The following is a 21,199-nucleotide window of genomic DNA, read 5'->3' on the forward strand; positions in this document are numbered from 1 at the left end:
CATGACGAGCTCACTGACAGACGGCGCGGCACCGCAGCCGCCGGCCGCCCAGCCGCCCACCAAGAACACCGAGGACGCCAAGGGTGGAAAGCCGGGCCTGTTCCGGCTCCTCCTCAAGGACCGCTTTGCGGCGGCCTCGGCGCTGGTCCTGCTCTTCGTCGGCCTCACCGCACTGGTGGGTCCGGCGCTGGTGGGCGACCTCGCCACCAAACAGAACCTGCTGTTTGCCAACAAGGCACCGTTCACGCTGGCGCACGGCTGGGAGTACTTCCTGGGCAGCGATTCCCTGGGCCGCAGCATGCTGGCACGGCTGGTGGTGGCCAGCAGGACCACCCTCTCCGTCGCCCTCCCGGCCGTGGCCGTCGCCCTGGTGATCGGGTCCCTCTGGGGTGTCTGGGCCGGCTACCACCGCGGCTGGCGGGAAAACGTCTCCATGCGCATTGCCGATGTGATCATGAGCTTCCCCTCCCTGCTGCTCGCCGTCGTCGTGCTTTACGTCTTCAGCCCCTCTGCTGCGAACATCGTCCTGATCCTGGCCCTCACCCGCATCCCCATCTACCTGCGCACCGGCCGCGCCGAGTCCGCCGAGCTGCAAAGCCGGACCTTCGTGGACGCAGCCCGCACCTTCGGAGCGAAGCCCAACGCCATCATCGTGCGGCACGTCATCCCGGTGGTGCTGCCCACGCTGCTCACCCTGGCAACCCTCGAGTTCTGCTACGTGATGCTCGCCGAATCCTCGCTCAGCTTCCTGGGCATCGGCATCCAGCCACCGGACGTCAGCTGGGGCCTGATGGTTTCGCAGGGCCGCCAGTACCTGCAGACCGCGTGGTGGCTGTCCATCTTCCCGGGCGTGGCCATCGTGGTGACCACCATCGCCGCCAACGTCCTTGCCGCTTGGCTGCGCATCGCCACCGATCCCGCGCAGCGGTGGCGCCTTGCACTTCCCCGTAAGCGGCTGATCGCCCGCATCCCAGCGAAGGAGGCACAGCCGTGAAAACAGCTGCCGAACAAGCTCCCGTAAAAGCAGCAGCCCGCGCCCGAACGTCGGCCGCCCAGGCCAAAGCCCACGACGTCGTCCTGCAGGTCAAAGACCTCGCCGTGGATATCCGCACCCACCGCGGAACCATCCGCGCCGTCAACAGCGTGGCATTCGAGGCCCGGGCCGGTGAAACCCTGGCGTTGCTCGGTGAATCGGGCTGCGGCAAATCCATGACCGCCAAGGCCCTGGCCGGGATCATGGACCCGGTCTGCGACCTCGCCGACGGCCAGATCGTCCTCAACGGCACGGACCTGGTAGCGCTAACCCCCAGGGAACGGCTGAAGTTCGCCGGGCCGGAACTGGGCATCGTCTTCCAGGATGCCCTCACTGCACTGAACCCTGTATATACAGTCGGGACGCAGCTCGGTGAGGCGTTCCGGATCCACCGAGGCGTGAACGCGAAGCAGGCGCGACTCGAGGCCATCGACCTGATGAAGCGGGTGGGAATCCCGGAACCGGAGTCTCGGGTCAACTCCTACCCCCACCAGTTCTCCGGCGGCATGCGCCAGCGGATCCTCATCGCCATGGCGGTGGCCCTCAATCCGCGCCTCCTGATCGCGGACGAACCCACCACCGCCCTGGACGTCACCGTCCAGGCCCAGATCATGCAGCTGCTGCGCACGCTCCGCGAGGAGGGCCAGATGGCCGTCATCCTCATCACGCACGACCTCGCCGTGGTGGCGGAGGAAGCCGATTCCGTCGCCGTGATGTACGCCGGCAACGTAGTGGAAAGCGGGCCGGTGGCGGAAGTGTTCGCCGACCCGCGGCATCCCTATACAAAGGGGTTGCTCGAATCCGTGCCCGTCCACTTGGAACGGGGCGCAGAGCTGAAATCGATTCCCGGCAGCCCGCCGGAGCTCCACGACATCCCTGCCGGCTGCGTCTACCAGTCGCGGTGCCCAATGGTGCAGGCCATTTGCCGCGCCGAACGCCCTGCGCTCCGACCGGTAGCGGGCGGTACGGTCCGACCCGCGTCCGGCAAGGCGGCCGACGCCAGTGCGGGAACCGCCTCCGCGGACAGCACCACCACCACGGCGGTGCGGCCGGTTCGCACCGCAGCCTGCCACTTCAGCGAGGAGATCAACAATGGCTGAGCCGCTCTTGACCATTGAAGGCCTGACCAAGACGTTCCACGTGGCCAAGAGCCCCAGCGGCAACACTAAGCTCAAGGCCCTGGACGGGATCAGCCTGACGGTGGGCCGCGGGGAAACCCTGGGGCTGGTGGGCGAATCCGGGTGCGGCAAGTCCACCCTCGCCCGAACGCTGATGATGCTGGAAACCCCGGACCAGGGAACTGTCAGCTTCGAGGGGACTAACCCCTTCGGGCTGCGGGGCAAGGAGCTGATGGGCTGGCGGCGGCGGGTGCAGATGGTCTTCCAAGACCCGTTCGCGTCCCTGAACGCCCGAATGAGTGCCGGTGACATCATAGCCGAGCCGTGGGCCACCCACCGGAGCCTGTACCCGACGTCGAAAGAGCGCCAGGCGCGGGTCGGTGAGCTGCTCCAGATGGTGGGCCTGCGCCCCTCGGACGCCCGGAAGTCGCCGCAGGAGTTCTCCGGCGGCCAGCGCCAGCGGATCGGCATCGCCCGCGCCCTGGCCCTGAACCCGGACGTCATCATCCTCGATGAACCCGTGTCCGCCCTGGACCTGTCCGTCCAGGCGCAGGTCCTGAATTTGCTCAACGAGCTGCAGCGGGAACTCGGCGTCTCCTATATCTTCATCTCGCACGACCTGACGGTGGTGCGGCATGTCGCGGACCGGGTGGCCGTGATGTACCTGGGCAGGATCATCGAAACGGGGGAGACCGAGGAGGTCTTCGACCATCCCCGCCACCCCTATACCGCCGCCCTGATGTCCGCCTCTCCGAAGCTGGACGTAAGCGGGGCAAAGCGCGACCGGATTGTCCTCAAAGGCGAGCTGCCCTCACCGTTGGATCCGCCGTCGGGCTGCCGCTTCCGAACCCGTTGCTGGAAGGCGCAGGACATCTGCGCCGAAGTACCGCCGGAACCCCAGATCATCACTGCCCCGGACGGACGGCGCCACAGCGCGGAATGCCACTTCCCGCTTGACTCCATCAAGGGCCTGACCGGCGCCGCCGCCAGCGCCTTGTGACCGGCGTTGAGTATGCCGTCATAGCCGCAGTGATCTTCCTGGCCGCCTGCCTGCAGGCGTCCAGCGGCTTCGGCATGGGAATGCTGGCAGCGCCGGTGATCGCCATCATCGACCCGGCGCTGCTGCCCGCCACCCTGATCCTCCTGGCGCTGCTGGTCACGGTGATGGTCACCGTGACGGAGCGGCAGAGCCTGGACCTGCGCGGGACAGGCTGGGCACTGGCAGGAAGGCTGCCCGGCAGCGTCCTGGGTGCTTGGCTGGTGGCGGTCTCGTCAAAGGAGGGCCTGGCCTGGGTGGTGGTGGCCGTGGTGCTCACGGGCCTGGTCCTGGCCGGCAGGGGCTGGGCGCCCCGGCCCCGGCGCAGGAACTTGATCGCCGCCGGGGCGGCCTCCGGCATCATGGGTACGGCGACTTCCATCGGCGGACCGCCCATGGCGCTCGTCTGGCAGGGGCATGGGGGGCCACGCCTGCGTGGCACCATGAGCGCCTTCTTCATGGTGGGCTCGTTCATTTCGATGACCATGTTGTGGCTGGCCGGCGCCGTCACCCCGGACATGCTTGTCCTGGCGCTGTGGATGGTTCCGGCGGTAGTTGCCGGCTACGCCGCCTCGCGCTACGTCAACCGCTTCCTCAACCCGCGGCGGCTCAAGGCGCTGGCCCTCGGCGCTTCGGCGCTGGGCAGTGTCCTGCTGATTATGCAGTTGCTTCTGACCGGCTGAACAGCCCGCGGGGTAGTAGCGAGCCAGGCCTCAAGCAGCCTGCCGGGCCTCAAACAGCCGGGACAGGCTTTCGGACCACGTTGTTCAGCTCCAGTCCCGAGGCCAGGCGGTTGATGTTGGCCGCGATGTCGTCCGCGCGCCGTTCGAAGGTGATCCGGGCGTGGCCGGAGTGGTGCGGAGTCAGGACAGTGTTCTCGAGCGAGGTGAACGGCAGCTCCGCCGGGGGGATCACGCCGTCGGCGGGTGCGCCCCACCAGACGTCGATGCCCGCCCCGGCGATCTGCCGTTCCTTCAGGGCTGCGTACAGGGAGGCCTGATCCACCACCGGCCCGCGCGACACATTGATCAGCACGGCGGAGGCTTTCATGGCAGCCAATTCGGCTTCCCCGATCATTCCCCTGGTGTCCTCATCCAGCGGCACGGTGACCACCACGACGTCGGACCCGGCCAGGAGTGTGGGCAGCTCCTGGTTCCCGCCCACCCAGTCCAGCTGCACTCCCTCGGGAAGTGGGGCGGCGGGGTTCCGCCGGATGGCCCGGATCTTCATTTCCATCAGGGCGGCCACCCGGGCCACCTCCGCGCCGATGGAGCCGAGGCCAACCAGCCCCAGGGTGAGGTCGGCGAGGACGGGGTGGAAGGGGACGTCCGAAGCTGTTGCGATGGTCCGCCACTGCCCGCTGCGCACCTCCCGGTCCGCCCGGGAGACGTTGCGGGTCAGCATGAGGGTGAGCATCAGGACGTGTTCGGCGATGGGCCGTGCGTGGTGGAAGGTGTTGGCCACCGCGGCCCCGGGCGGCAGGTGCTGGAGGGCGATCTTGTCGTAGCCGGCGCCGGTGATGTGGACCAGGCGCAGGTTGGCGGCAGCCTCCGCTTCCGCGGCGGTGAGGGAGGAGCAGACGACGACGTCGGCACATGCCAGCGCGCGGCGTCGCCGTTCGGGGGACCACGCCGCAGCCATTTCCCAGTGGTGCGGGCCGCCATCGTGCTTCAGCCTGTCTTCAAACCGGCTGATGATGGGATCGGTGACCACGATCCGCAGGGCTTCCGGAGTCGCAGGGGCTTCCGCGCTCACCACCGGGGGCTCTGGAGCTCGTAGCCGGGGTGGAGGCGCTGCATGTAGCCGGTGTCGTCGCGGCTGCGGATGCCGCACTGGAGGTACTGGCGGTGCAGGCGTTCCAGTGCGTCGCGGTCCACCTCGATGCCGAGGCCGGGCGCGGTGGGGACCTGGACGGCGCCGTCCGTGAACGTGAGCACGCCGTCCTTGATGACGTCCTCGGAAGGGTCCTTCCAGGGCCAGTGGGTGTCACACGCGTAGTCGAGGTTGGGGGTGGCTGCGGCGAGGTGGACCATGGCGGCAAGGCTGATGCCCAGGTGCGAGTTCGAGTGCATGGACAGGCCCAGGTTGAACGTCCCGTTGATGCCTGCGAGGAACTGGCTGCGGCGGAGGCCGCCCCAGAAGTGGTGGTCTGACAGGATGACGTCCACGGCGCCGGCGGCCACGGCGGGGGCAACGTCAGCGAAGCTGACGACGCACATGTTGGTGGCCAGCGGCATTCCCACCTGCCGCCGGACGGCGGCCATGCCGTCGATGCCCGGGGTGGGGTCCTCAAGGTATTCCAGGACGCCGTCGAGTTCCTTGCCCACGCGGATGGAGGTTTCCACTGTCCAAGCGGCGTTGGGATCGATGCGGAGGGGAAGGTCGGGGAACTCCGCGCGTAGGGCATGGATGGCGGCGATCTCCTCTTCCGGCGCGAAGACGCCGGCTTTCAGCTTGAGCGCGCCGAACCCGTACTGATCCACCATGGTGCGGGCCTGTTGCACGATGCCGGCGGGGTCCAGTGCCTCACCCCACGCGTCCGTGGCCTGGCCTGGGTGGCCCGCCCACTTGTAGAACAGGTAGCCGCTGAACTGGACCGAGTTCCGGACGGCGCCGCCGAGGAGGTCGCTGACCGGGCGGCCCAGGAGCTTGCCCTGGATATCCAGCGCCGCCACATCGAAGGCGGATAGCACGCGGTCTGCGGTGCTGGAGCCGGTGACCATGCCGCTCATGCCGTGGCCGCCCTGGATGGTGTCCTGCCGGAGTGCCCGTTCGATGGCGCCGCGCATGGTGTTGATGTTGAAGATGTCCGTGCCGAGCAGGGCGGCCGCGGCAAGCTGGAGCCGGGCGATGTGGCCAGCGTCGCCGTAGGTTTCGCCGAAGCCCGAGACGCCGGCGTCGGTATGGACTTCCACGATGGCGCGGAGTGCGAAGGGTTCGTGCACGCCCACGGTGTTGAGGAGCGGGGGGTCCTTGAAGGCCACCGGGGTGATAGTGACGCCGGTGATTCGTGCCTGGTTGAGGTGGGCCTGGCCTGCGGGTTGTTCGTTCATCAGTGTCCTCGTCGACGTCGGTGCGTGCTGGCTTGCTAAATGTGCTCCTGGTCACCGACCATATGGGAAGCGATCGATACACGTCCAAGCCAACTTCTGCACTCAACCATCCAGTAAAGGTATGAATGTTTTCACTACCCCAGTTAGAGGCGTTTGTGGCCGTTGCCGAGGAGCTGCACTTCGGTGCCGCGGCTGAGCGTTTGAATATGACGCAGCCGCCCCTGAGCCGGCAGATCCAGATGCTCGAGAAGAAGCTGGGCACACTGCTCTTCAGCCGGACCAGCCGGAAGGTGGAGCTGACGGCCGCCGGCGCCACCCTGTTGCCGAGGGCCCGGCAGATCCTGGATATGTGCATCAAGACGGATATGGACGTCCGCCGGGTCTCGTCGGGCCACGCGGGAACCATCACGGTTGGGTACACCGCCATAGCTGGCCAGAGCGCGCTTCCGCTGATGCTGCGGCGGGCTGCGGAAGGCATGCCTGGGGTTTCCTTTGTACTGCGCGAGCTAGTTTCCACTGACCAGATGGATGGCCTGGTTAAGGGGAGCGTGGATATTGGGTTGCTACGTCCTATCGTGGCCCGGCCGGGGGTGGTTTCACGGCCGCTGATGCAGGACCGCCTGGTGGTGGCCCTGCCCGAGGGCAGTACGATATTGGGCAGTACCCCGCCGCCGAGAGGGCAGCCCTTGCCCCTAGGTTCGCTGGACCGGCGGCCGCTGCTGATGTATTCCACCAAAGAAGCGCGCTACTTCCACGATCTGGTGCTCCGGTTGTTTGCCAGCGCTGGCGCCCACCCCAACATCACCCAGTACGCCAGCCAGGTCCCGGCGCTGCTGGCGTTTGTGCAGGCGGGCCTGGGGGTCACGCTGGTGCCGGCCTCAGCCATGGCCTTCGCGCCGCCGGGAGTGGAGTTTCACGAGATCGACGGCAGGCACGGCATGCAGGAGCTCAACCGGGTGGACCTGGAGCTCGCCTGGAACGAGGAAACGGACAATCCGGCCGTGCTGAGGCTGCTCGATCTAATCGAGCCGGCCTTCGTGGAGGCGGAGCAGGGCTAAGGTGGGAACGCGCCTGGGCTACGGGCGCGCGGACATCTTGAATCGCCGTCGCGAGTGTGCCAAATCGCTGCGTATGGCCGCGGCAGCTGCCGCCTCGTCACCGCTGAAGGCGCCCGAGACGGAAGGGTGCTCCTCGACCACGGGGGCGAAGTGGTCGCGTGTATAACGTTCGACGCCGGCCATCAGCCGGGTGCGCAGCATCGCCATCATGGTCTGGCCCAGGGCGCCAGGCGGTCCGACTAGAACGGGTTGTCGGAGGCGGCCGTAACGGCCCGGTGGAACTGTAAGTCGACTTCATTGCGGGGGCCGGGGGTCCGGCGCTGGCTGTGAACTCTTCGAGTGCGGCTCTGACGGTGCGAAGTTGACGTTCGCTCTGCCTGGTGCCTGACGTCGTCAGGTTTGGGTGTAGCTCATAGAGAAAATACAACCTCCTACTCACGCTGGTAAGTAGTTTTAAGGATGTTATTCAGAGGAGCCGTCATTCAGGACGGAATTTGTCCTCGAGTCTTTATGGACGGCCCGCAACCAAGTTGTCGTGTCCTCTAGTTCACCTTCGCATGATTTATTCGCAAGACTCCCGAGTTGTGCCGCATGGCACTTCAGGGTCGACGCGAACGGTGTACTTGCCGTAATCGCGTTGTATGACCAGGATTCCCTGCCTGCGTTCTAGAGCGGCGGGTATGAGTCTGCTGATGGCACGGTTAAGCTTCTCGTCTCTACGTTGGGGCTCCTCCAAAGTGATGACTTCAAGGGAAAGAGGAAGCGCCGGGCTTGGGAACAGGCCGCCGCCCGTTAGCGAGAAGGCAGCGCTGGCTTCCGGCTGATGCAGCTTGTAGGACACAAGTCCTCCTTTACTAGGTCGACCGGGCGTGTTCGGTCGTAATTGCCGTTTATGTGGTTTCCTGCCGGATCACCCCGTCCTCTGGCAGCCCTCTCGTCTGGTAGAGCGGGAGCTTCCCCCGGCTGCAGATGAGGTTAGGTCCTGGGACTTGTCATGCAAGGAATTCAAGGTCCGGCCGAGGGGCGTCATATTGAGGTGTACTTGCGTCCGCAGAAGAATACGACCGAGGCCCATCCCGGGAAGTAGGACCTCCTCAAGCGCACCTCAGCCCTCAGATTCGGGCCTCATGCGGCTGCCTTGAGCGGGACGGGCACGAGTTCCTGGAGCTCCTCCAAGGTGCAGCCGAAGGTTTCGCGGACGGTGACGCCGTCGGGTCCGGTGAGGAAGACGGCTTTGTCCGTGTAGACGCGGGTGACGCAGCCGACGCCGGTGAGCGGGTAGGTGCAGGCTTCCACGATCTTGGACGCGCCCTCGCGGGTGAGCAGGGTCATCATCACGAAGACGTCCTTGGCGCCGGTGGCCAGGTCCATGGCGCCGCCGACGGCGGGAATGGCACCGGGTGCCCCGGTGTGCCAGTTGGCGAGGTCGCCGGTGGCGGAGACCTGGAAGGCGCCCAGGACGCAGATGTCCAGGTGCCCGCCGCGCATGATCGCGAAGGAGTCTGCATGGTGGAAGTATGCCGCGCCGGGGAGTTCGGTGACGGGGATCTTTCCGGCGTTGATGAGGTCGCCGTCGATCTCGGCGCCCTTGGCCTCCGGTCCCATGCCGAGCATTCCGTTCTCGGTGTGGAGCGTGATGTTCTGCTCCTCCGTGAGGTAGTTGGACACCAGGGTGGGCTGACCGATGCCGAGGTTCACGAAGGATCCGGGGGCGATGTCCCGGGCGACCAGGCGGGCGAGGTCGTCCCGGCCCATGGCCGTCGCCGAGGTCTGGAGGGTTGTTGCGGTGCTCATCTCAGGCCACCTTCTCTTCGGTGCCGGCCGTGGTGCCGGCAGCCGCGGGAACGCGGACCACAGTGTTGACGTAGATTCCGGGCGTGACGATGTTCTCCGGGTCCAGGCTTCCGGTGGGGACAACTTCGGAGACCTGGACAATGGTGTGCTTGGCGGCGGCGGCCATGATGGGGCCGAAGTTGCGCGCGGTCTTGCGGTACACCAGATTGCCCTTCCCGTCTGCTTTCAGTGCCTTGATCAGGGCGACGTCGGCGTGGATGGGCGTTTCGAACACCTGGCCGCGGCCGTCGATGATCCTGGTTTCCTTGCCTTCGGCGAGCATGGTGCCGTATCCGGTGGGGGTGAAGAACCCGCCGATCCCGGCCCCGGCGGCACGGATGCGCTCGGCCAGGTTGCCTTGCGGGACGAGCTCCAGCTCGATCTCGCCGGCCTTGTACTTGGCGTCGAAGTGCCAGGAGTCGGACTGCCGCGGGAAAGAACAGATCATTTTCCGCACCCGGCCTTCCTTGATCAGCAGCGCCAGGCCCTGGTCGCCCTGGCCGGCGTTGTTGTTCACCACGGTCAGGTCCTTGGCACCGCACTCCATCAGCGCATCAATCAGTTCGAACGGCTGCCCGGCGTTGCCGAACCCGCCGATCATCACGGTGGAACCGTCCTTAATTCCGGCCACGGCCTCAGTAACTGTGTCTACGAAGTTCAGCATGGCTTAGGCCCTTCCTGTGTTGGTGCCGGTGGCGGTCATGTTCTCAAGCACCACGGCCAGGCCCTGCCCGACGCCGATGCAGATCGCCGCGACGCCCCAGCGTTGACCCGACGCCTGCAGGGACCGGGCAAGGGTGCCCAGGATCCGGGTGCCGGAAGCACCCAGCGGGTGGCCCATCGCGATGGCGCCGCCGTGCCGGTTCACAATGGCGGGGTCGATGCCCCAGGCATTAATGCAGGCCAGCGACTGCGCGGCGAACGCTTCGTTAAGTTCGACGGCGCCCACCTGATCCCAGCCAATGCCCGCCTTCGCGAGGGCCTTGTTGGCTGCCTCCACCGGGGCGAACCCGAAGTACTGCGGATCGTTGCCGTGCGCGCCACGCCCCGCGATCCGGGCCAGGGGTTCGAGGCCCAGCAGTCCGGCGGCAGTCTCGGATCCCACCCAGGCTGCGGAGGCTCCATCGGATAGCGGCGAAGCGTTGCCGGCGGTGACCGTGCCGCCCTTGGTGCGAAAAGTCGTCTTCAGCTCGGACAGCTTCTCCTCCGATGAATTAGCACGGATACCCTCATCGCAAAATAAATCGGTATTCGGCACGGGGGCCACCAGGTTGTCGTAGAACCCCTCGTTCCAAGCAGCATCAGCCAAATTGTGGGAGTTCGCGGCGAACTCGTCCTGCGCCTGCCGGGTTACCCCGTACTTCTCGCGGAGCCTTTCGGTGGCCTCGCCCAGGGAGATGGTCCACTCCTTCGGCATCGCCTTGTTCACCAGGCGCCAGCCCAGCGTGGTGGAAGCCAGCGTCATGTCCCCGGTTGGGTAGGGCTTCTCCGTCTTCGGCAGCACCCAGGGCGCACGCGACATCGACTCCGCGCCGCCTACCAGCACCAGGTCCGCGTCGCCGGCGTTGATCTGGCGCGAAGCGATGATCGCCGCATCCAGCGACGAGCCGCACAACCGGTTAACCGTGGTCCCCGGAATGGACACCGGCAGGCCGGCCAACAGGGTGCCCATCCGGGCAATGTTGCGGTTCTCCTCACCGGCACCGTTGGCGTTGCCGAACACCACCTCATCAATCCGCTCCGGATCCAGCCCGGGAGCGCGCTTCACGGACTCCCTGATCACATGCGCGGCAAGGTTATCCGGGCGGACACCGGCGAGCCCGGAGCCGAACTTCCCAAACGGGGTGCGCACGGCGTCGTACACAAAAGCCTGGTTCATGGTTCTTCCTTTGTTGACGCGAACAGTGGGTGTCGGGTTTAGGCTGCCGCGGGTTTATGGGGAGTCGGCTGGTATGCCAGGAACTTCCAGGTCTCGCCCTCTTTGATCCATACCGAGAGGGCGCTGTTGGCAAGGGTTTTCTGGGTTCCGTTGACGGTGAGGTCCGCGTTCATTTGCCCCAGTACAAGTGCGGTGTCTCCAATCAGGACGATGTCTTCTATGGGGTGGTCGATCCGGTGGTACCTGTAAAAGCCCTTGCGAAGCTTCTCCAGATAGCTGCTCAGCGTGTCACGGTCACCCAGTGAGTGGGTGTACACCAGACGCTGGTGGCACAGGTCTTCGAAGGCGTCGTAGTCACCGTCGATTACAGCTTGATAGCGCTTTGCTTCCAAAGTTTCGATTTTGCTTTTCTCGGCTGCAGTGGCGTTATCCACGAAGCACGCTCCTTGCTTAAGTGTTGGGGACTAACGGCCGCCACGAGTCTGAGACGGCCCCTGCTGGCAAAGTCCACGCTGCTTCTTCAGCACGTTGCACCGGTGGCTTGGTGGTCTGCCAGGGTTGGGAGAGTACCCAAGGCTAGGTACGGGTCCACGGGCAGCGCCATTTCGGAAAGCCCACAGGGAGTCACGGCAAGAGCGTCATGAACCAGAAGAAATGGTCCCCCTGTTTTCGGGGAAAACGACGAACGATGGCAGAAACAGCCTCTTCTGCCGACGCTCCCCCCTTTGTTAGGAAACTGTCCGATAACAGATATCCGTCCACCTGGCGAGGCTCGAGCAACTGACCTTGGTGGCTCTAGTCTGTCCACAGCTGGGTCAGGGCCAAGCCTCTCAGTGGACACAGATCTGAGTCCGTATTTGAGGAGCCCAATCGACGCACCCTGTCAGGCTCGGATGTGCATCACGCTCACGCACTGGCGGCATCGAGCATCAGGATAACCACTGCTAATCCTTCAGAGTCAGGGTCCACTCACCCAGCCAGTGACCGTTTCACACTTGTAGTGAAGCCCGATCCAGGGTGACGTTGTCAGCTCGTAGTCGGGGGAGCCTTCCAGAGGTTCTTCTTTTCTGGATTCACTCGTTGTTTCGTCCACTGTCTTTGCCTTCCTGATGAGGAGCCGCGCATACGATTGGATCTAGCCGACGGTGCCGTGGTCGAAGCAATGAAAGGCGTGCTATACATCAGACAGGGTGCTAACCGCGCAGACTGCACCTTCGGCGCTGCGGGCCTCGGCACCGTTTTCGAGACCATTCGGCCCTGCGACGATGGAGAATGTCTGTGGCTTGGTCATTGGGGAGGCAAGCCGGTAACCGAAGGTCTTCCCGACCAGGTCAATCCCTTCCCGGCGCATGTGTTCCCCCATCATCAGGGCCAGAAGGGGGCCGTGGATGACCAGCCCGTCGTAGCCCTCGTTCAGGCACCAGTCGCGGTCATAATGAATCCTGTGCGCGTTGTACGTCAAAGCGGAGAACCGGAACAAAAGTCTTTCGTCGACTGCTTGCCTCAACACTGGTCCAGCGGGCGGGGCCGGCGGGGTCGGGGGGTGCGGAAGGGAGCCGGTATCTGAAGCGCGGTAGACGATGTCCTGTTCTTCACGAATGAGGAGCTCGTCGGCTTGGAAGATGTCATGGCGGACGGTTGTGAACGTCAGCGGTCCGGTCCGGCCGATCTTATCGACTGACTTGGCTACGGAAATTTCTTTTCTCGCTGGCGCGCCGATCAAGAGCTGCCCGAAGGTTGAGACCCGGCCGCCGGCGAACATTCTGCGCCGGTCAGGTCCTGGAGGTGCTGGAATGCCGACTGTGGGGTGGCCGTCCGGCCCGAGCTCACTCGCACGGCTGCGCTCCAGAAGGTAGAGCCAATGCCAAAGTGGAGGGACCGTTGCGCCGTTGCCGAAGGGTATGTCGATGTTTATGGCTGCAGCGAGGGATTCCACCGGTTCCGCTGCGATGTACTCTGTGCGTTCGATGTGGCCGGTCGAGGTATTTGGTGTCATGTTAGGTCTCTATCTTGGTCGCGTAGGCGGTAGCGCTGAGTGCCGCGATGAGGTTGTCGATGGAGGGGGAGGAATCAAGATTTTCCACTGCGTCGATGAGGTTCACGGTTGTTTCTTCGCCGTAGTGGCGGAGGAGGGCACGTGCCTTGGCAACGACCTCGGCGTGTGTCATGGGGTTCTTTTCGGAGCCCTTGGCGTCCGTCGGATTTCCCGCCAGGAGAGTGATTTTTTCGCCGTTTATCAGCTCGAAATCAAGGCGGGGGCCGTCCTCGAGCTGGATTGATTCGTCGAGCACCATCGAGATTTTGCCGAAGATCTCCTGGATCCGGGGCTCTGTGATGCGGGGCGGGTCGAATTGCTCCAGCCCGACGGAACGGTTTTCCAGCGCCACGCTGATGGCGTAGGGCAGGCTGAACTGGGCATCGAATACCGTCTCGATGGGGTCGACGCTGAGCATGTTGATCGCTGTCTCTCCGGCGGTCACGGTGATGGAGCGGATGTTGGAGGGCCGCAGATCACGTTCAGTGATCAGTTTCATCACTGCATCAACCGTTGAGTGGCTGCCTCTGCAACATGCGTAGGGCTTCAAATAGGACGTGGAGACATTGAACGTCTCGCCAAGACCGGCAAGGACTCGTTCGGGGAAACCTTTGCCGTCCCCGTAGGTCGCATAGATTCCGCCCCATGGTGCCTCGAAGATCCGATGGGGGCCGGTGACACCAGCCCTGGCGAGAAGGGCAGCGTCAATTCCTGATTCTCCGGCTTTGCCCGGGTGGACACGCTTGGTCCAGGCGCCGTCCTCAATGAAGGCCCAGACACCTCCCGTGAACGATCCGGCGATGCCAAGGGCATCGGCAAAGGCGGTCGTGTCAAGCTGAAAGATCTTGGCGCAGGCGGCGGCCGCAGCGAAGGTGCCGAAGGTGCCGGTGGAATGCCACCCGCGGTCGGTGTGGGCAGCGAAACCGCCGATGCCCTGCAAGAGCCGATAGCTGATGTCGTATCCGGCGCATGCGGCAACAATCAGTTCCTTGCCGCTGGAGCCGCTGAGTTCTGCGGCAGCGATCGCGGCCGGGAGGGTGGCCGAGCCTGCATGTCCCGGCCCGCCGCCGTCGTCGAAGTCACGGGCGTGGGCCGAGGTTCCGTTGGCGAGTGCTGCGTGTGCCGGGTTCAGGCGTTCGGAGGTTCCCCAGACGAGACTTGGGCCGCCATTCGAGATGCCGGTGAGGGCTTTACGGACGCGGCGTGACTCCTCCGAGGGGATGCCGGCCATAGCAACGGCGAGCGTGTCGAGGATGTGGTCTTTGATCCCGGACACCACCTCGGGTGGGAGGTTATCGTAGCTGATCTTGGACCAGTATTCGGCGAGCTGTTCGGTGAGGGAACGCTGCCCATCAGGTGTGAGTGACATGGAGTACCTTAGCGTCGGGGGCCCAGGTCGACGGTGAGCTGATTAATCGTCCACCGCCCGGCGGTCTGGCTTATGGCGGATTCGGAGTCGATGACGCGGGCCTGAGGGTAGTGGCGGACGAGGTGCCCGACTACTTCTTCGATCTCCACCTTGGCGAGTCCTTGTCCAAGGCAGTTGTGTGGGCCCGTACTAAACGTGAGCGGCTGGTTCCGTTCGCGGCCGAGGACGAATTCACCGGGGTTCTCGAATCTCTCCGGGTCTCGGTTGGCGGACCATACGGCTACATGTAGGTCGGTCCCAGCGGGGATGGTGATGCCGCCGACCTTGATGTCTTCCATGGCAATCTTGCTCACAACACCGGTTCGCGGATAAAGACGAAGCGCTTCAATGACTGCGGATGGGATCCAGGTAGGGTCGGCGACGATTTGCTCCCAGACTTCTCTGTCGCGCAGCAAATTCCACACCACCAGGCCGATCTGGTGACCCGTGTTTACCGAACTCGCTTCGAGCATTGAGGTGGCTTCGTCGAAGAGTTCCTGCTCGGTGAGCTTGCCGTTGTCCGCGAGCGTCATCAGGTGGGAGAGCATGTCGTCGCCGAGACCCTGGGCGCGCTTGCGTTCCATCAGATCCCTCAGATATTCGAACAGTTCGTCGTAGGCGGCCAGGATGTCGGGTTTCAGGCTGGGATCCCTGGCCAGCAGGGCCAGCGTTCGCTCCGAGAGTTCCTGCACTTTGGGTGCGTCGGTTCGCGGAGCACCGGCGAGATGACAGTAGACCAGCGACGGGATGCGGCGATCTACGCCGGCGTGGAAGTCCACTGGCTTCGTGTCATCGAGTTCGCCAACGATGCGGGTCACAATATCAGTGAGCATTTCCCGGGTGTTCTGCACGGTCGCCGGGCCCATGAAACGGGCAAGCGGGGTGCGCAGGCGCAACTGCTGCGCTCCGTCCTGCATGATGATGCTTCGAGCTCGAAAACCATGCACGGCGCCATCGTTGATGCCGAACTCTTCCATCAGTTTTAGCGCAGAGTTCGCGAACCGTGGATTGCGCAGAACATCGGTGGCCAGTTGGTAGGACAGGACCGCGTAACCTTCGGGACCGGAGGCGATACCTCCGTCTGGAAGCGCGCCGCCGGGGTGATCAGTCGCGTTTGCGGCGAACAGTTCGAATGTAGGCACTGTGTTCATCATGATCGCGAGATCGCTCCCATCGGGCAGCAGAGAATGACTTCTTCGAGTTCATCCCCACGCTCCTCCTCGACCTCGGAACGCAGCTGTTCGAGCGAGCCGTCCTGGTCGATCCGGAACACGTCGGGCATCAAGGCAGCGCAGGTGCCATTGGCATCGCAACGTTGCAGGTCCACGTTGACTTTGATCATGGGAAAGGCGCCCTTCGTCAGGATTATCAGGCCGAAGGCCGCCCCTGTGAAAATGGGACCCTATCGGCCGTGTGGTTCATGATCTACCTTGCGGGCGCATGAGACATTTCACAAATACCAATATCGAGCCCTGCTCATCTATTTCATATATGCCTAAGTCCGCTCACTGCTAGGGCTATGAGATCGTGTTGGGGTCTACTGGGGTCTGCTCGTCGTCGAAAAACAGCGCAACGAACCGCTCGGCGACTGGAGTCACGACTCCTTCCCGTCGCCTTACGATTGCGATCGGGACGTTCGGCCATCCCCCGGTTACGGGGATTTGGGCGACGTCAGGGTGGAGGCGGGCCATCTCCAGGCTGGATAGAGATACCCCTACGCCGGCACCGACCAACTGCGCCGCAGTCATGACCGTGGGCACCGGTATAACTCCCGTCGGATTTGCTCCCGTCGGTGAGAACTTGTCGGACCAGATCCGCCACAGGATGCGTACCCCCGGGATTCGGGCCGGCAGGATCCAGGTGGCGTCGGCCAGCGTTGCGACATCGAGTGGACTGGTCTCATCGAGGCCCCATGACTTGGGGGCGATGAGCGTCAGTGGAAGCTCGTCGACGATCTTCACGTCGAAGTGCACCCCGTTAATAGGTTGGAGCGGCTCCTCGGTCACGACCGGCATGATCGCCAAGTCCAGGGTGCCATCGGCGAGCCTGTCCAACTGCACCTTGGGATTGGCGTCGGTCAGATCCAGCGTCACGTTGCGGTAGATCGAGAGGAATTGAGAGATCTTGGTGCTGCCGATCCGCCACAGGCACATCGGCTCACACCCTAACTTGAGTTCCCCAGCGAGCCCTTGACCCATGGATTTCAGGGTGTCCGCTATTCTGCGCTCCTCGGCCAGCAGGCGCTGGCCCGCGTGATGAAGGTACTCGCCGGCCGGCGTTAGTTCGATACCGCGGGGCTTGCGGTCGAACAAAGTCACCCCGACCTCCTTCTCCAGTTTGGCCATCGCCATGCTCAACGGTGGCTGCGAGATCCGCAAGGCGTGTGACGCCTCGGTGATAGAGCCGTTCTCGGCGACGGCGATGAAATAACGAACATTCCGAAGATCCATGCATTTAGGATATGGGAACCGCTACTAATTGGTATTTGATGTATGTCTCGATCTGGGTGACGGTTGATGTGAGGGCGGCCACGCTCGCTTCGCACGCACGTCCACTTTGGAGGCAATATGAAATACCAGCAGCAGGTGGTTGTAGCTGGGGCCGGTCCTACCGGTCTGCTCAATGCGCTGGGACTGGCACAGCAGGGGCTCGACGTCACCGTCGTCGAGCGCGCGTCGGAGCCGCAGGATGCCCCCCGGGCCATCCTCTACCACTGGTCCACGCTGGATGGGCTTGAACGCCTCGGCCTCTTCGAAGACGCTACCCAGGCCGGGTTCCTCAAGCAGGACTATGCCCATTACGTCCGGGACACGGGGGAGACCATCAACTATGGTCTGCAGGCGCTGGAGGGTCGCGTCACGCACCCCTATAACCTTCACCTGGGCCAGGGGGCACTGGCTAAGATCATCCTGCGCCACCTTGAGCAGTTCCCAAACGCGCGAGTGCTGTGGGGACACAAGATCACAGGAGTGACGCAGGACGAGGCAGCGGTGACCGTCACAGCCGATCAGGGGGGAAATCGTGTCGAGCTGCGCGCTCAGTGGCTCATCGGCGCCGATGGCGCGAGCTCAGTTGTCAGGCAGGCCTTGGATCTTCCCTTCGAGGGTTTCACCTGGCCCGAGCGGTTCGTTGCTGCCAATGTCCGGTTCCCCGACGACCGTCCGGGCTGGGCCCAGACCACGTTCTATGTCGACGAGGTTTTGGGAGCGATTATCGTGAAGATTGACAACTCGGGTCCGCATGGACTGTGGCGCTACACCTACATGGAGGACGCCGTCCTCCCCGAAGAAGGGGTCGTCGACCGGCTCCCGCGCTTCCTTGAGCAGATCTTTGGTCCTGATGTGGCCGCGGGCACGACGCTGGAGGCCATTGCCCCCTACCGTATGCATCAGCGCAGCGCTCCAACGTACCGCGTCGGCCGTGTCCTGCTTGCCGGCGACGCTGCCCACGCCACGAATCCCACGGGTGGCTTTGGTCTGACCATGGGCCTGTTCGACTCGTATGTTCTCAACGAGGCCCTGGGTGCCGTGATCTCCGGGCAGGCGGACGATTCCGTCCTCGATGCGTACGCGGATTTACGCCGCACCGCCTTCATAACAAAAGCCAGTCCCCGCGCTACGGCCAACAAACAGTTGATCTTCCACTCGTCTGATCCGGTCCGCAGGGACAAGGACCTGGAGGTGTTCCGGCGCATGAGCGTTGACCCTGAGCTCGCCGCAGAGGTCCTCTACTTCACTAAAACGCTGGAGACGCCCTCGCTGATGCGGGTCTAGGAGTTCTCCTCCAGCATCACCGAAACAACCAGCCATTAGGCATCATCACGTCAGGAGTCTTTACATGCTTCCTCTGAGCGGCATCACCGTCGTCTCGCTCGAACAAGCAGTCGCCGCGCCGTTCGCTACGCGCCAACTTGCCGATCTGGGCGCTCGGGTCATCAAGATCGAGCGGCCCGGTCCGGGCGACTTTGCCCGTGGATACGACGAAACCGTCAAGGGCTTGGCAAGCCACTTTGTCTGGTTGAACCGGTCTAAAGAATCGGTGGCACTGGATTTGAAGAGCCCGGAGGGCAATCACGCCGTTCACGCGTTGGTGCGGAGCGCGGATGTGTTCGTGCAGAATCTGGCTCCTGGTGCGGCAGAGCGTCTTGGGCTCAGCGCTGAAGCTCTGCGTGGCGAGCGTCCGGAGCTGATTCACGTCTCGATCTCGGGTTATGGCGCCGACGGCCCGTTTTCTTCGAAGAAGGCCTACGACCTGCTTGTGCAGTGCGAAGCCGGCCTGGTCTCCATCACCGGTACCGACGCAACCCCCTCCAAGGTCGGGATTTCGATTGCGGATATTGCCTCTGGCATGTATGCATACTCAGGCATTCTCACTGCGCTGATCCAACGCCAGCAGACCGGGGAGGGAGCCACCATCGAGTTATCCATGCTCGAAGCGTTGGGGGAGTGGATGGGCTTCCCGATGAACTATGCCGTGTACGGTGGGGCCGCGCCTAAGCGCACAGGTGCCTCCCACGCTGCCATCGCCCCTTACGGTCCCTTCACGTGCGGCGACTCGAAGCAGGTTTTCCTGGGCATCCAAAACGAACGTGAGTGGGCTACTTTTTGCGAGCGGGTCCTCGGCCGACGGGAAGTGGCTGAGGACGAACGCTTCGTACGCAATTCCCTGCGTGTTGAGCACTCCACGGACCTTACTTCGGTAATCGAGCAGGCCCTGGCCCGGCACACTGCAGATGAGGTCGTGGACCTGCTCGAGGACGCCGGCATCGCCAACGCCTTGCTACGCGACATGCAGGGATTTGCAGACCATCCCCAGCTGGCGGCGCGGAACAGGTGGCGGGAATATGACTCACCAGCCGGACCCTTGCGGGCACTGATCCCGCCGGCGACCTTCGTGGGGCAGGAGCCGGTAATGAACCGTGTCCCCGACGTGGGAGAGGATACTGAGCGGGTTTTGACCGAGTTTGGGGTGCTGGAAACAACATGAGCCCGCTAACTATTCAGAATCCTGTAACTAGGCTTCAGGGCGCTCGTTCGTTTCTCTTCGTTCCGGGGGACCGGCCCGAGCGGTTCTCGAAGGCCGTGGCCTCCGGGGCCGATGTGGTCGTCCTCGACCTGGAAGACGCCGTCAGCGCAGAGAACAAAGACGCGGCCCGGCAAGCTGTCACTGCCTGGCTGTCAGGAACGGGCAATGCTCTGGTACGGGTCGGACGGGAGGAGGACGTCGAGGCTTTGACGGGGCTTCCGGGTCTACTCGGAGTGATGGTCCCGAAGGCCGAGAACCCAGAAGCTTTGTTGAGGTTTTCCGAGGCGGTGGAGCGGCCCGTGATCGCGCTGATCGAATCGGCTTCCGGCGTCCTGGCGGCCAGTTCTTTGGCAAGTGTCCCCGGAGTGGCCCGGTTGGCATTTGGAGAACTTGACCTGGCCGCGGATATCGCAGCCCGGCCGAACCAGCGGGCAATGTTGATGGCTCGATCGCTGTTGGTCCTTGCCTCCCGCGCCCAGGGCCTCCCCGGTCCGCTGGACGGCGTGACCGCAAAAATCGACGACCACTCCTTACTAAAGGATGACCTGCACGCCGCTCTGGAGTTGGGGATGTCCGGGAAGCTGCTCATCCACCCGCGTCAGGTGGCCGTGACACACGACGCTTTCTGTCCGAGCGATGAAGACGTCAGGTGGGCCCAGCGCGTTGTGGAGTCCACCAAAGGGGGAGAAGCTGTGGTCAAAGTCGACGGACTGATGGTCGATGCTCCCGTGCTGCTTCGTGCACAAGCCATTCTCGCGCGACGGGCTGAAGCGTAAGCACGGCCCACCAGCAGCTTTGCCGGCACACCCTGACCTGTCACTAACAGGAATGCATGCAATCAAAAACCTTAAAAGTTAATCGAATAAGGCCGTGAGGATCGCGGCGATGGAGGACAGATGAGTACGCACCTAAATGCGCGACCAGTCGCCGTAATCACCGGCGGCGGGGGTGGTCTCGGCAACGACATCGCGGATCATCTCGCGGATGACGGATTCGACCTTGCACTGCTTGACGTATCCGAGGCGGCCCTGGAAACCGCAGCTGCCCGGCTTGGTGTCAGGTCCCCCGGAATCAAAGTCCTTACCCTGGCCGGGAACCTGTCCGACGAATCTGTCGTCAACAAGGCGTTCAAACGTATCGAAGACGAGTACGGGCGAATTGATGCACTCGTCAGCGCAGCTGGAGGCAGCGGCACTGCCATCGTGCGCGATCTATCCGAACTCAGCGCGGAAATCTGGCGCTCCGTGGTGGAAAGCAACCTCACCAGTACGTTCCTGTGCGCCCAGCACGCCGTCCCGATCATGCTAAAGCGCGGCTATGGGCGCATCGTGAACTTCTCTTCCCTCGTCGCCGACGGCCTCGACGGCCCTTCCGGAACCGTGGGCGCCCGCCTGGCTTACGCTGCCTCCAAGGGGGGCATCGTCAGCCTTACCAAGCAGCTCGGTAAGGACCTCGGCAGTACCGGAATCACCGTCAACGCCATCGCCCCGGGCCTCATCCTCCCGACCACGGGCCGGGTGCGTGACTCGTTCGAATCCATGGATGCCGAAGACAGAGCGGCCACCGCCGCCGCCATCCCCGTGGGCAGACCCGGAACCGGACACGAGATTGCCGCAGCCGTTGCCTACCTCGTCTCCGAGACGGCCGCATTCACCTCCGGTACGGTGCTGCACGTTGACGGCGCCGCATCGTGACCACCACTCAGCAACCGAACGGAGAAT

The 21,199-nt window shown here is 63.9% G+C and carries 22 protein-coding genes; 9 read left to right on the forward strand and 13 right to left on the reverse strand.

Annotated elements, in window-relative coordinates; genetic code table 11:
* The first annotated feature begins 1 nt into the window (after position 1).
* From M1D32_RS20110 to M1D32_RS20125, 4 genes are read left to right on the forward strand one after another with little or no spacing between them, the layout of a single operon-like run.
* Positions 2 to 994: an ABC transporter permease gene (locus M1D32_RS20110; RefSeq protein WP_458782364.1), complete on the forward strand. Its 993-nt coding sequence runs from the start codon at positions 2 to 4 to the stop codon at positions 992 to 994.
* A complete protein-coding gene (locus tag M1D32_RS20115) occupies positions 991 to 2,133 on the forward strand; it encodes an ABC transporter ATP-binding protein (protein WP_458782365.1) in 1,143 nt (380 codons plus the stop codon). Before M1D32_RS20110 ends, M1D32_RS20115 begins: the two co-directional genes overlap by 4 nt.
* Positions 2,126 to 3,151: an ABC transporter ATP-binding protein gene (locus tag M1D32_RS20120; RefSeq protein WP_458782366.1), complete on the forward strand. Its 1,026-nt coding sequence runs from the start codon at positions 2,126 to 2,128 to the stop codon at positions 3,149 to 3,151. Before M1D32_RS20115 ends, M1D32_RS20120 begins: the two co-directional genes overlap by 8 nt.
* Positions 3,148 to 3,870, forward strand: coding sequence for a sulfite exporter TauE/SafE family protein (locus M1D32_RS20125; RefSeq protein WP_458782367.1), 723 nt, complete (start codon positions 3,148 to 3,150; stop codon positions 3,868 to 3,870). Before M1D32_RS20120 ends, M1D32_RS20125 begins: the two co-directional genes overlap by 4 nt.
* A gap of 49 nt (positions 3,871 to 3,919) precedes the next feature.
* Here M1D32_RS20125 and M1D32_RS20130 read toward each other — a convergent pair whose 3' ends face one another.
* Both M1D32_RS20130 and M1D32_RS20135 read right to left on the reverse strand, forming a co-directional pair.
* Complete coding sequence (locus M1D32_RS20130; RefSeq protein WP_458782368.1) at positions 3,920 to 4,942, reverse strand: 2-hydroxyacid dehydrogenase; 1,023 nt, start codon at positions 4,940 to 4,942, stop codon at positions 3,920 to 3,922.
* Entirely contained in the window at positions 4,939 to 6,240 is a 1,302-nt protein-coding gene (locus M1D32_RS20135; RefSeq protein WP_458782369.1) for an enolase C-terminal domain-like protein, read from the reverse strand. The genes M1D32_RS20130 and M1D32_RS20135 overlap by 4 nt, the downstream gene beginning before the upstream one ends.
* A 125-nt stretch (positions 6,241 to 6,365) precedes the next feature.
* Here M1D32_RS20135 and M1D32_RS20140 point away from each other — a divergent pair, with 125 nt between their 5' ends.
* Positions 6,366 to 7,298 carry a LysR substrate-binding domain-containing protein gene (locus tag M1D32_RS20140; protein WP_458782370.1) on the forward strand — a complete coding sequence of 311 codons (933 nt, stop codon included), beginning with the start codon at positions 6,366 to 6,368 and terminating at the stop codon, positions 7,296 to 7,298.
* Between the two features lie 18 nt (positions 7,299 to 7,316).
* On the opposite strand, the gene M1D32_RS20145 is transcribed toward M1D32_RS20140, so the two are convergent.
* The 11 genes from M1D32_RS20145 to M1D32_RS20195 form a co-directional block, all read right to left on the reverse strand.
* Complete coding sequence (locus M1D32_RS20145; protein ID WP_458782371.1) at positions 7,317 to 7,508, reverse strand: hypothetical protein; 192 nt, start codon at positions 7,506 to 7,508, stop codon at positions 7,317 to 7,319.
* A gap of 352 nt (positions 7,509 to 7,860) precedes the next feature.
* The gene (locus M1D32_RS20150) at positions 7,861 to 8,139 is read right to left on the reverse strand and encodes a hypothetical protein (RefSeq protein WP_458782372.1); all 279 of its coding nucleotides are present in this window, start codon (positions 8,137 to 8,139) and stop codon (positions 7,861 to 7,863) included.
* 284 nt (positions 8,140 to 8,423) lie between these two features.
* The gene (locus tag M1D32_RS20155) at positions 8,424 to 9,092 is read right to left on the reverse strand and encodes a 3-oxoacid CoA-transferase subunit B (protein WP_458782373.1); all 669 of its coding nucleotides are present in this window, start codon (positions 9,090 to 9,092) and stop codon (positions 8,424 to 8,426) included.
* Between the two features lies 1 nt (position 9,093).
* Positions 9,094 to 9,795 (reverse strand): 3-oxoacid CoA-transferase subunit A, encoded by a 702-nt coding sequence (locus M1D32_RS20160; protein WP_458782374.1) that lies wholly within the window; start codon positions 9,793 to 9,795, stop codon positions 9,094 to 9,096.
* Between the two features lie 3 nt (positions 9,796 to 9,798).
* Positions 9,799 to 11,010, reverse strand: a complete 1,212-nt coding sequence (locus M1D32_RS20165; protein WP_458782375.1) for a thiolase family protein — start codon at positions 11,008 to 11,010, stop codon at positions 9,799 to 9,801.
* A 38-nt stretch (positions 11,011 to 11,048) separates the two neighbouring features.
* The gene (locus M1D32_RS20170) at positions 11,049 to 11,444 is read right to left on the reverse strand and encodes a nuclear transport factor 2 family protein (protein WP_458782376.1); all 396 of its coding nucleotides are present in this window, start codon (positions 11,442 to 11,444) and stop codon (positions 11,049 to 11,051) included.
* A 740-nt stretch (positions 11,445 to 12,184) separates the two neighbouring features.
* Positions 12,185 to 13,006, reverse strand: a complete 822-nt coding sequence (locus M1D32_RS20175) for an HTD2 family dehydratase (protein ID WP_458782377.1) — start codon at positions 13,004 to 13,006, stop codon at positions 12,185 to 12,187.
* A 1-nt stretch (position 13,007) separates the two neighbouring features.
* Positions 13,008 to 14,414, reverse strand: a complete 1,407-nt coding sequence (locus M1D32_RS20180) for an MmgE/PrpD family protein (RefSeq protein ID WP_458782378.1) — start codon at positions 14,412 to 14,414, stop codon at positions 13,008 to 13,010.
* A gap of 8 nt (positions 14,415 to 14,422) precedes the next feature.
* The gene (locus M1D32_RS20185; RefSeq protein WP_458782379.1) at positions 14,423 to 15,607 is read right to left on the reverse strand and encodes a cytochrome P450; all 1,185 of its coding nucleotides are present in this window, start codon (positions 15,605 to 15,607) and stop codon (positions 14,423 to 14,425) included.
* Positions 15,604 to 15,795, reverse strand: coding sequence for a ferredoxin (locus M1D32_RS20190; protein WP_458782380.1), 192 nt, complete (start codon positions 15,793 to 15,795; stop codon positions 15,604 to 15,606). Before M1D32_RS20190 ends, M1D32_RS20185 begins: the two co-directional genes overlap by 4 nt.
* Before the next feature lie 175 nt (positions 15,796 to 15,970).
* The gene (locus tag M1D32_RS20195; RefSeq protein ID WP_458782381.1) at positions 15,971 to 16,903 is read right to left on the reverse strand and encodes a LysR family transcriptional regulator; all 933 of its coding nucleotides are present in this window, start codon (positions 16,901 to 16,903) and stop codon (positions 15,971 to 15,973) included.
* Between the two features lie 117 nt (positions 16,904 to 17,020).
* On the opposite strand from M1D32_RS20195, the gene M1D32_RS20200 reads away from it, so the two are divergent.
* From M1D32_RS20200 to M1D32_RS20215, 4 genes are all read left to right on the forward strand, one after another.
* Positions 17,021 to 18,226, forward strand: a complete 1,206-nt coding sequence (locus M1D32_RS20200) for an FAD-dependent oxidoreductase (RefSeq protein WP_458782382.1) — start codon at positions 17,021 to 17,023, stop codon at positions 18,224 to 18,226.
* A 64-nt stretch (positions 18,227 to 18,290) separates the two neighbouring features.
* Positions 18,291 to 19,439, forward strand: coding sequence for a CaiB/BaiF CoA transferase family protein (locus tag M1D32_RS20205; protein ID WP_458782383.1), 1,149 nt, complete (start codon positions 18,291 to 18,293; stop codon positions 19,437 to 19,439).
* Positions 19,436 to 20,254: an HpcH/HpaI aldolase/citrate lyase family protein gene (locus M1D32_RS20210; protein ID WP_458782384.1), complete on the forward strand. Its 819-nt coding sequence runs from the start codon at positions 19,436 to 19,438 to the stop codon at positions 20,252 to 20,254. The genes M1D32_RS20205 and M1D32_RS20210 overlap by 4 nt, the downstream gene beginning before the upstream one ends.
* A gap of 120 nt (positions 20,255 to 20,374) precedes the next feature.
* Positions 20,375 to 21,172 (forward strand): SDR family NAD(P)-dependent oxidoreductase, encoded by a 798-nt coding sequence (locus M1D32_RS20215; protein WP_458782385.1) that lies wholly within the window; start codon positions 20,375 to 20,377, stop codon positions 21,170 to 21,172.
* The last annotated feature ends 27 nt before the right edge of the window (positions 21,173 to 21,199 follow it).

It is taken from the genome of Arthrobacter sp. D3-16, from assembly GCF_054408515.1.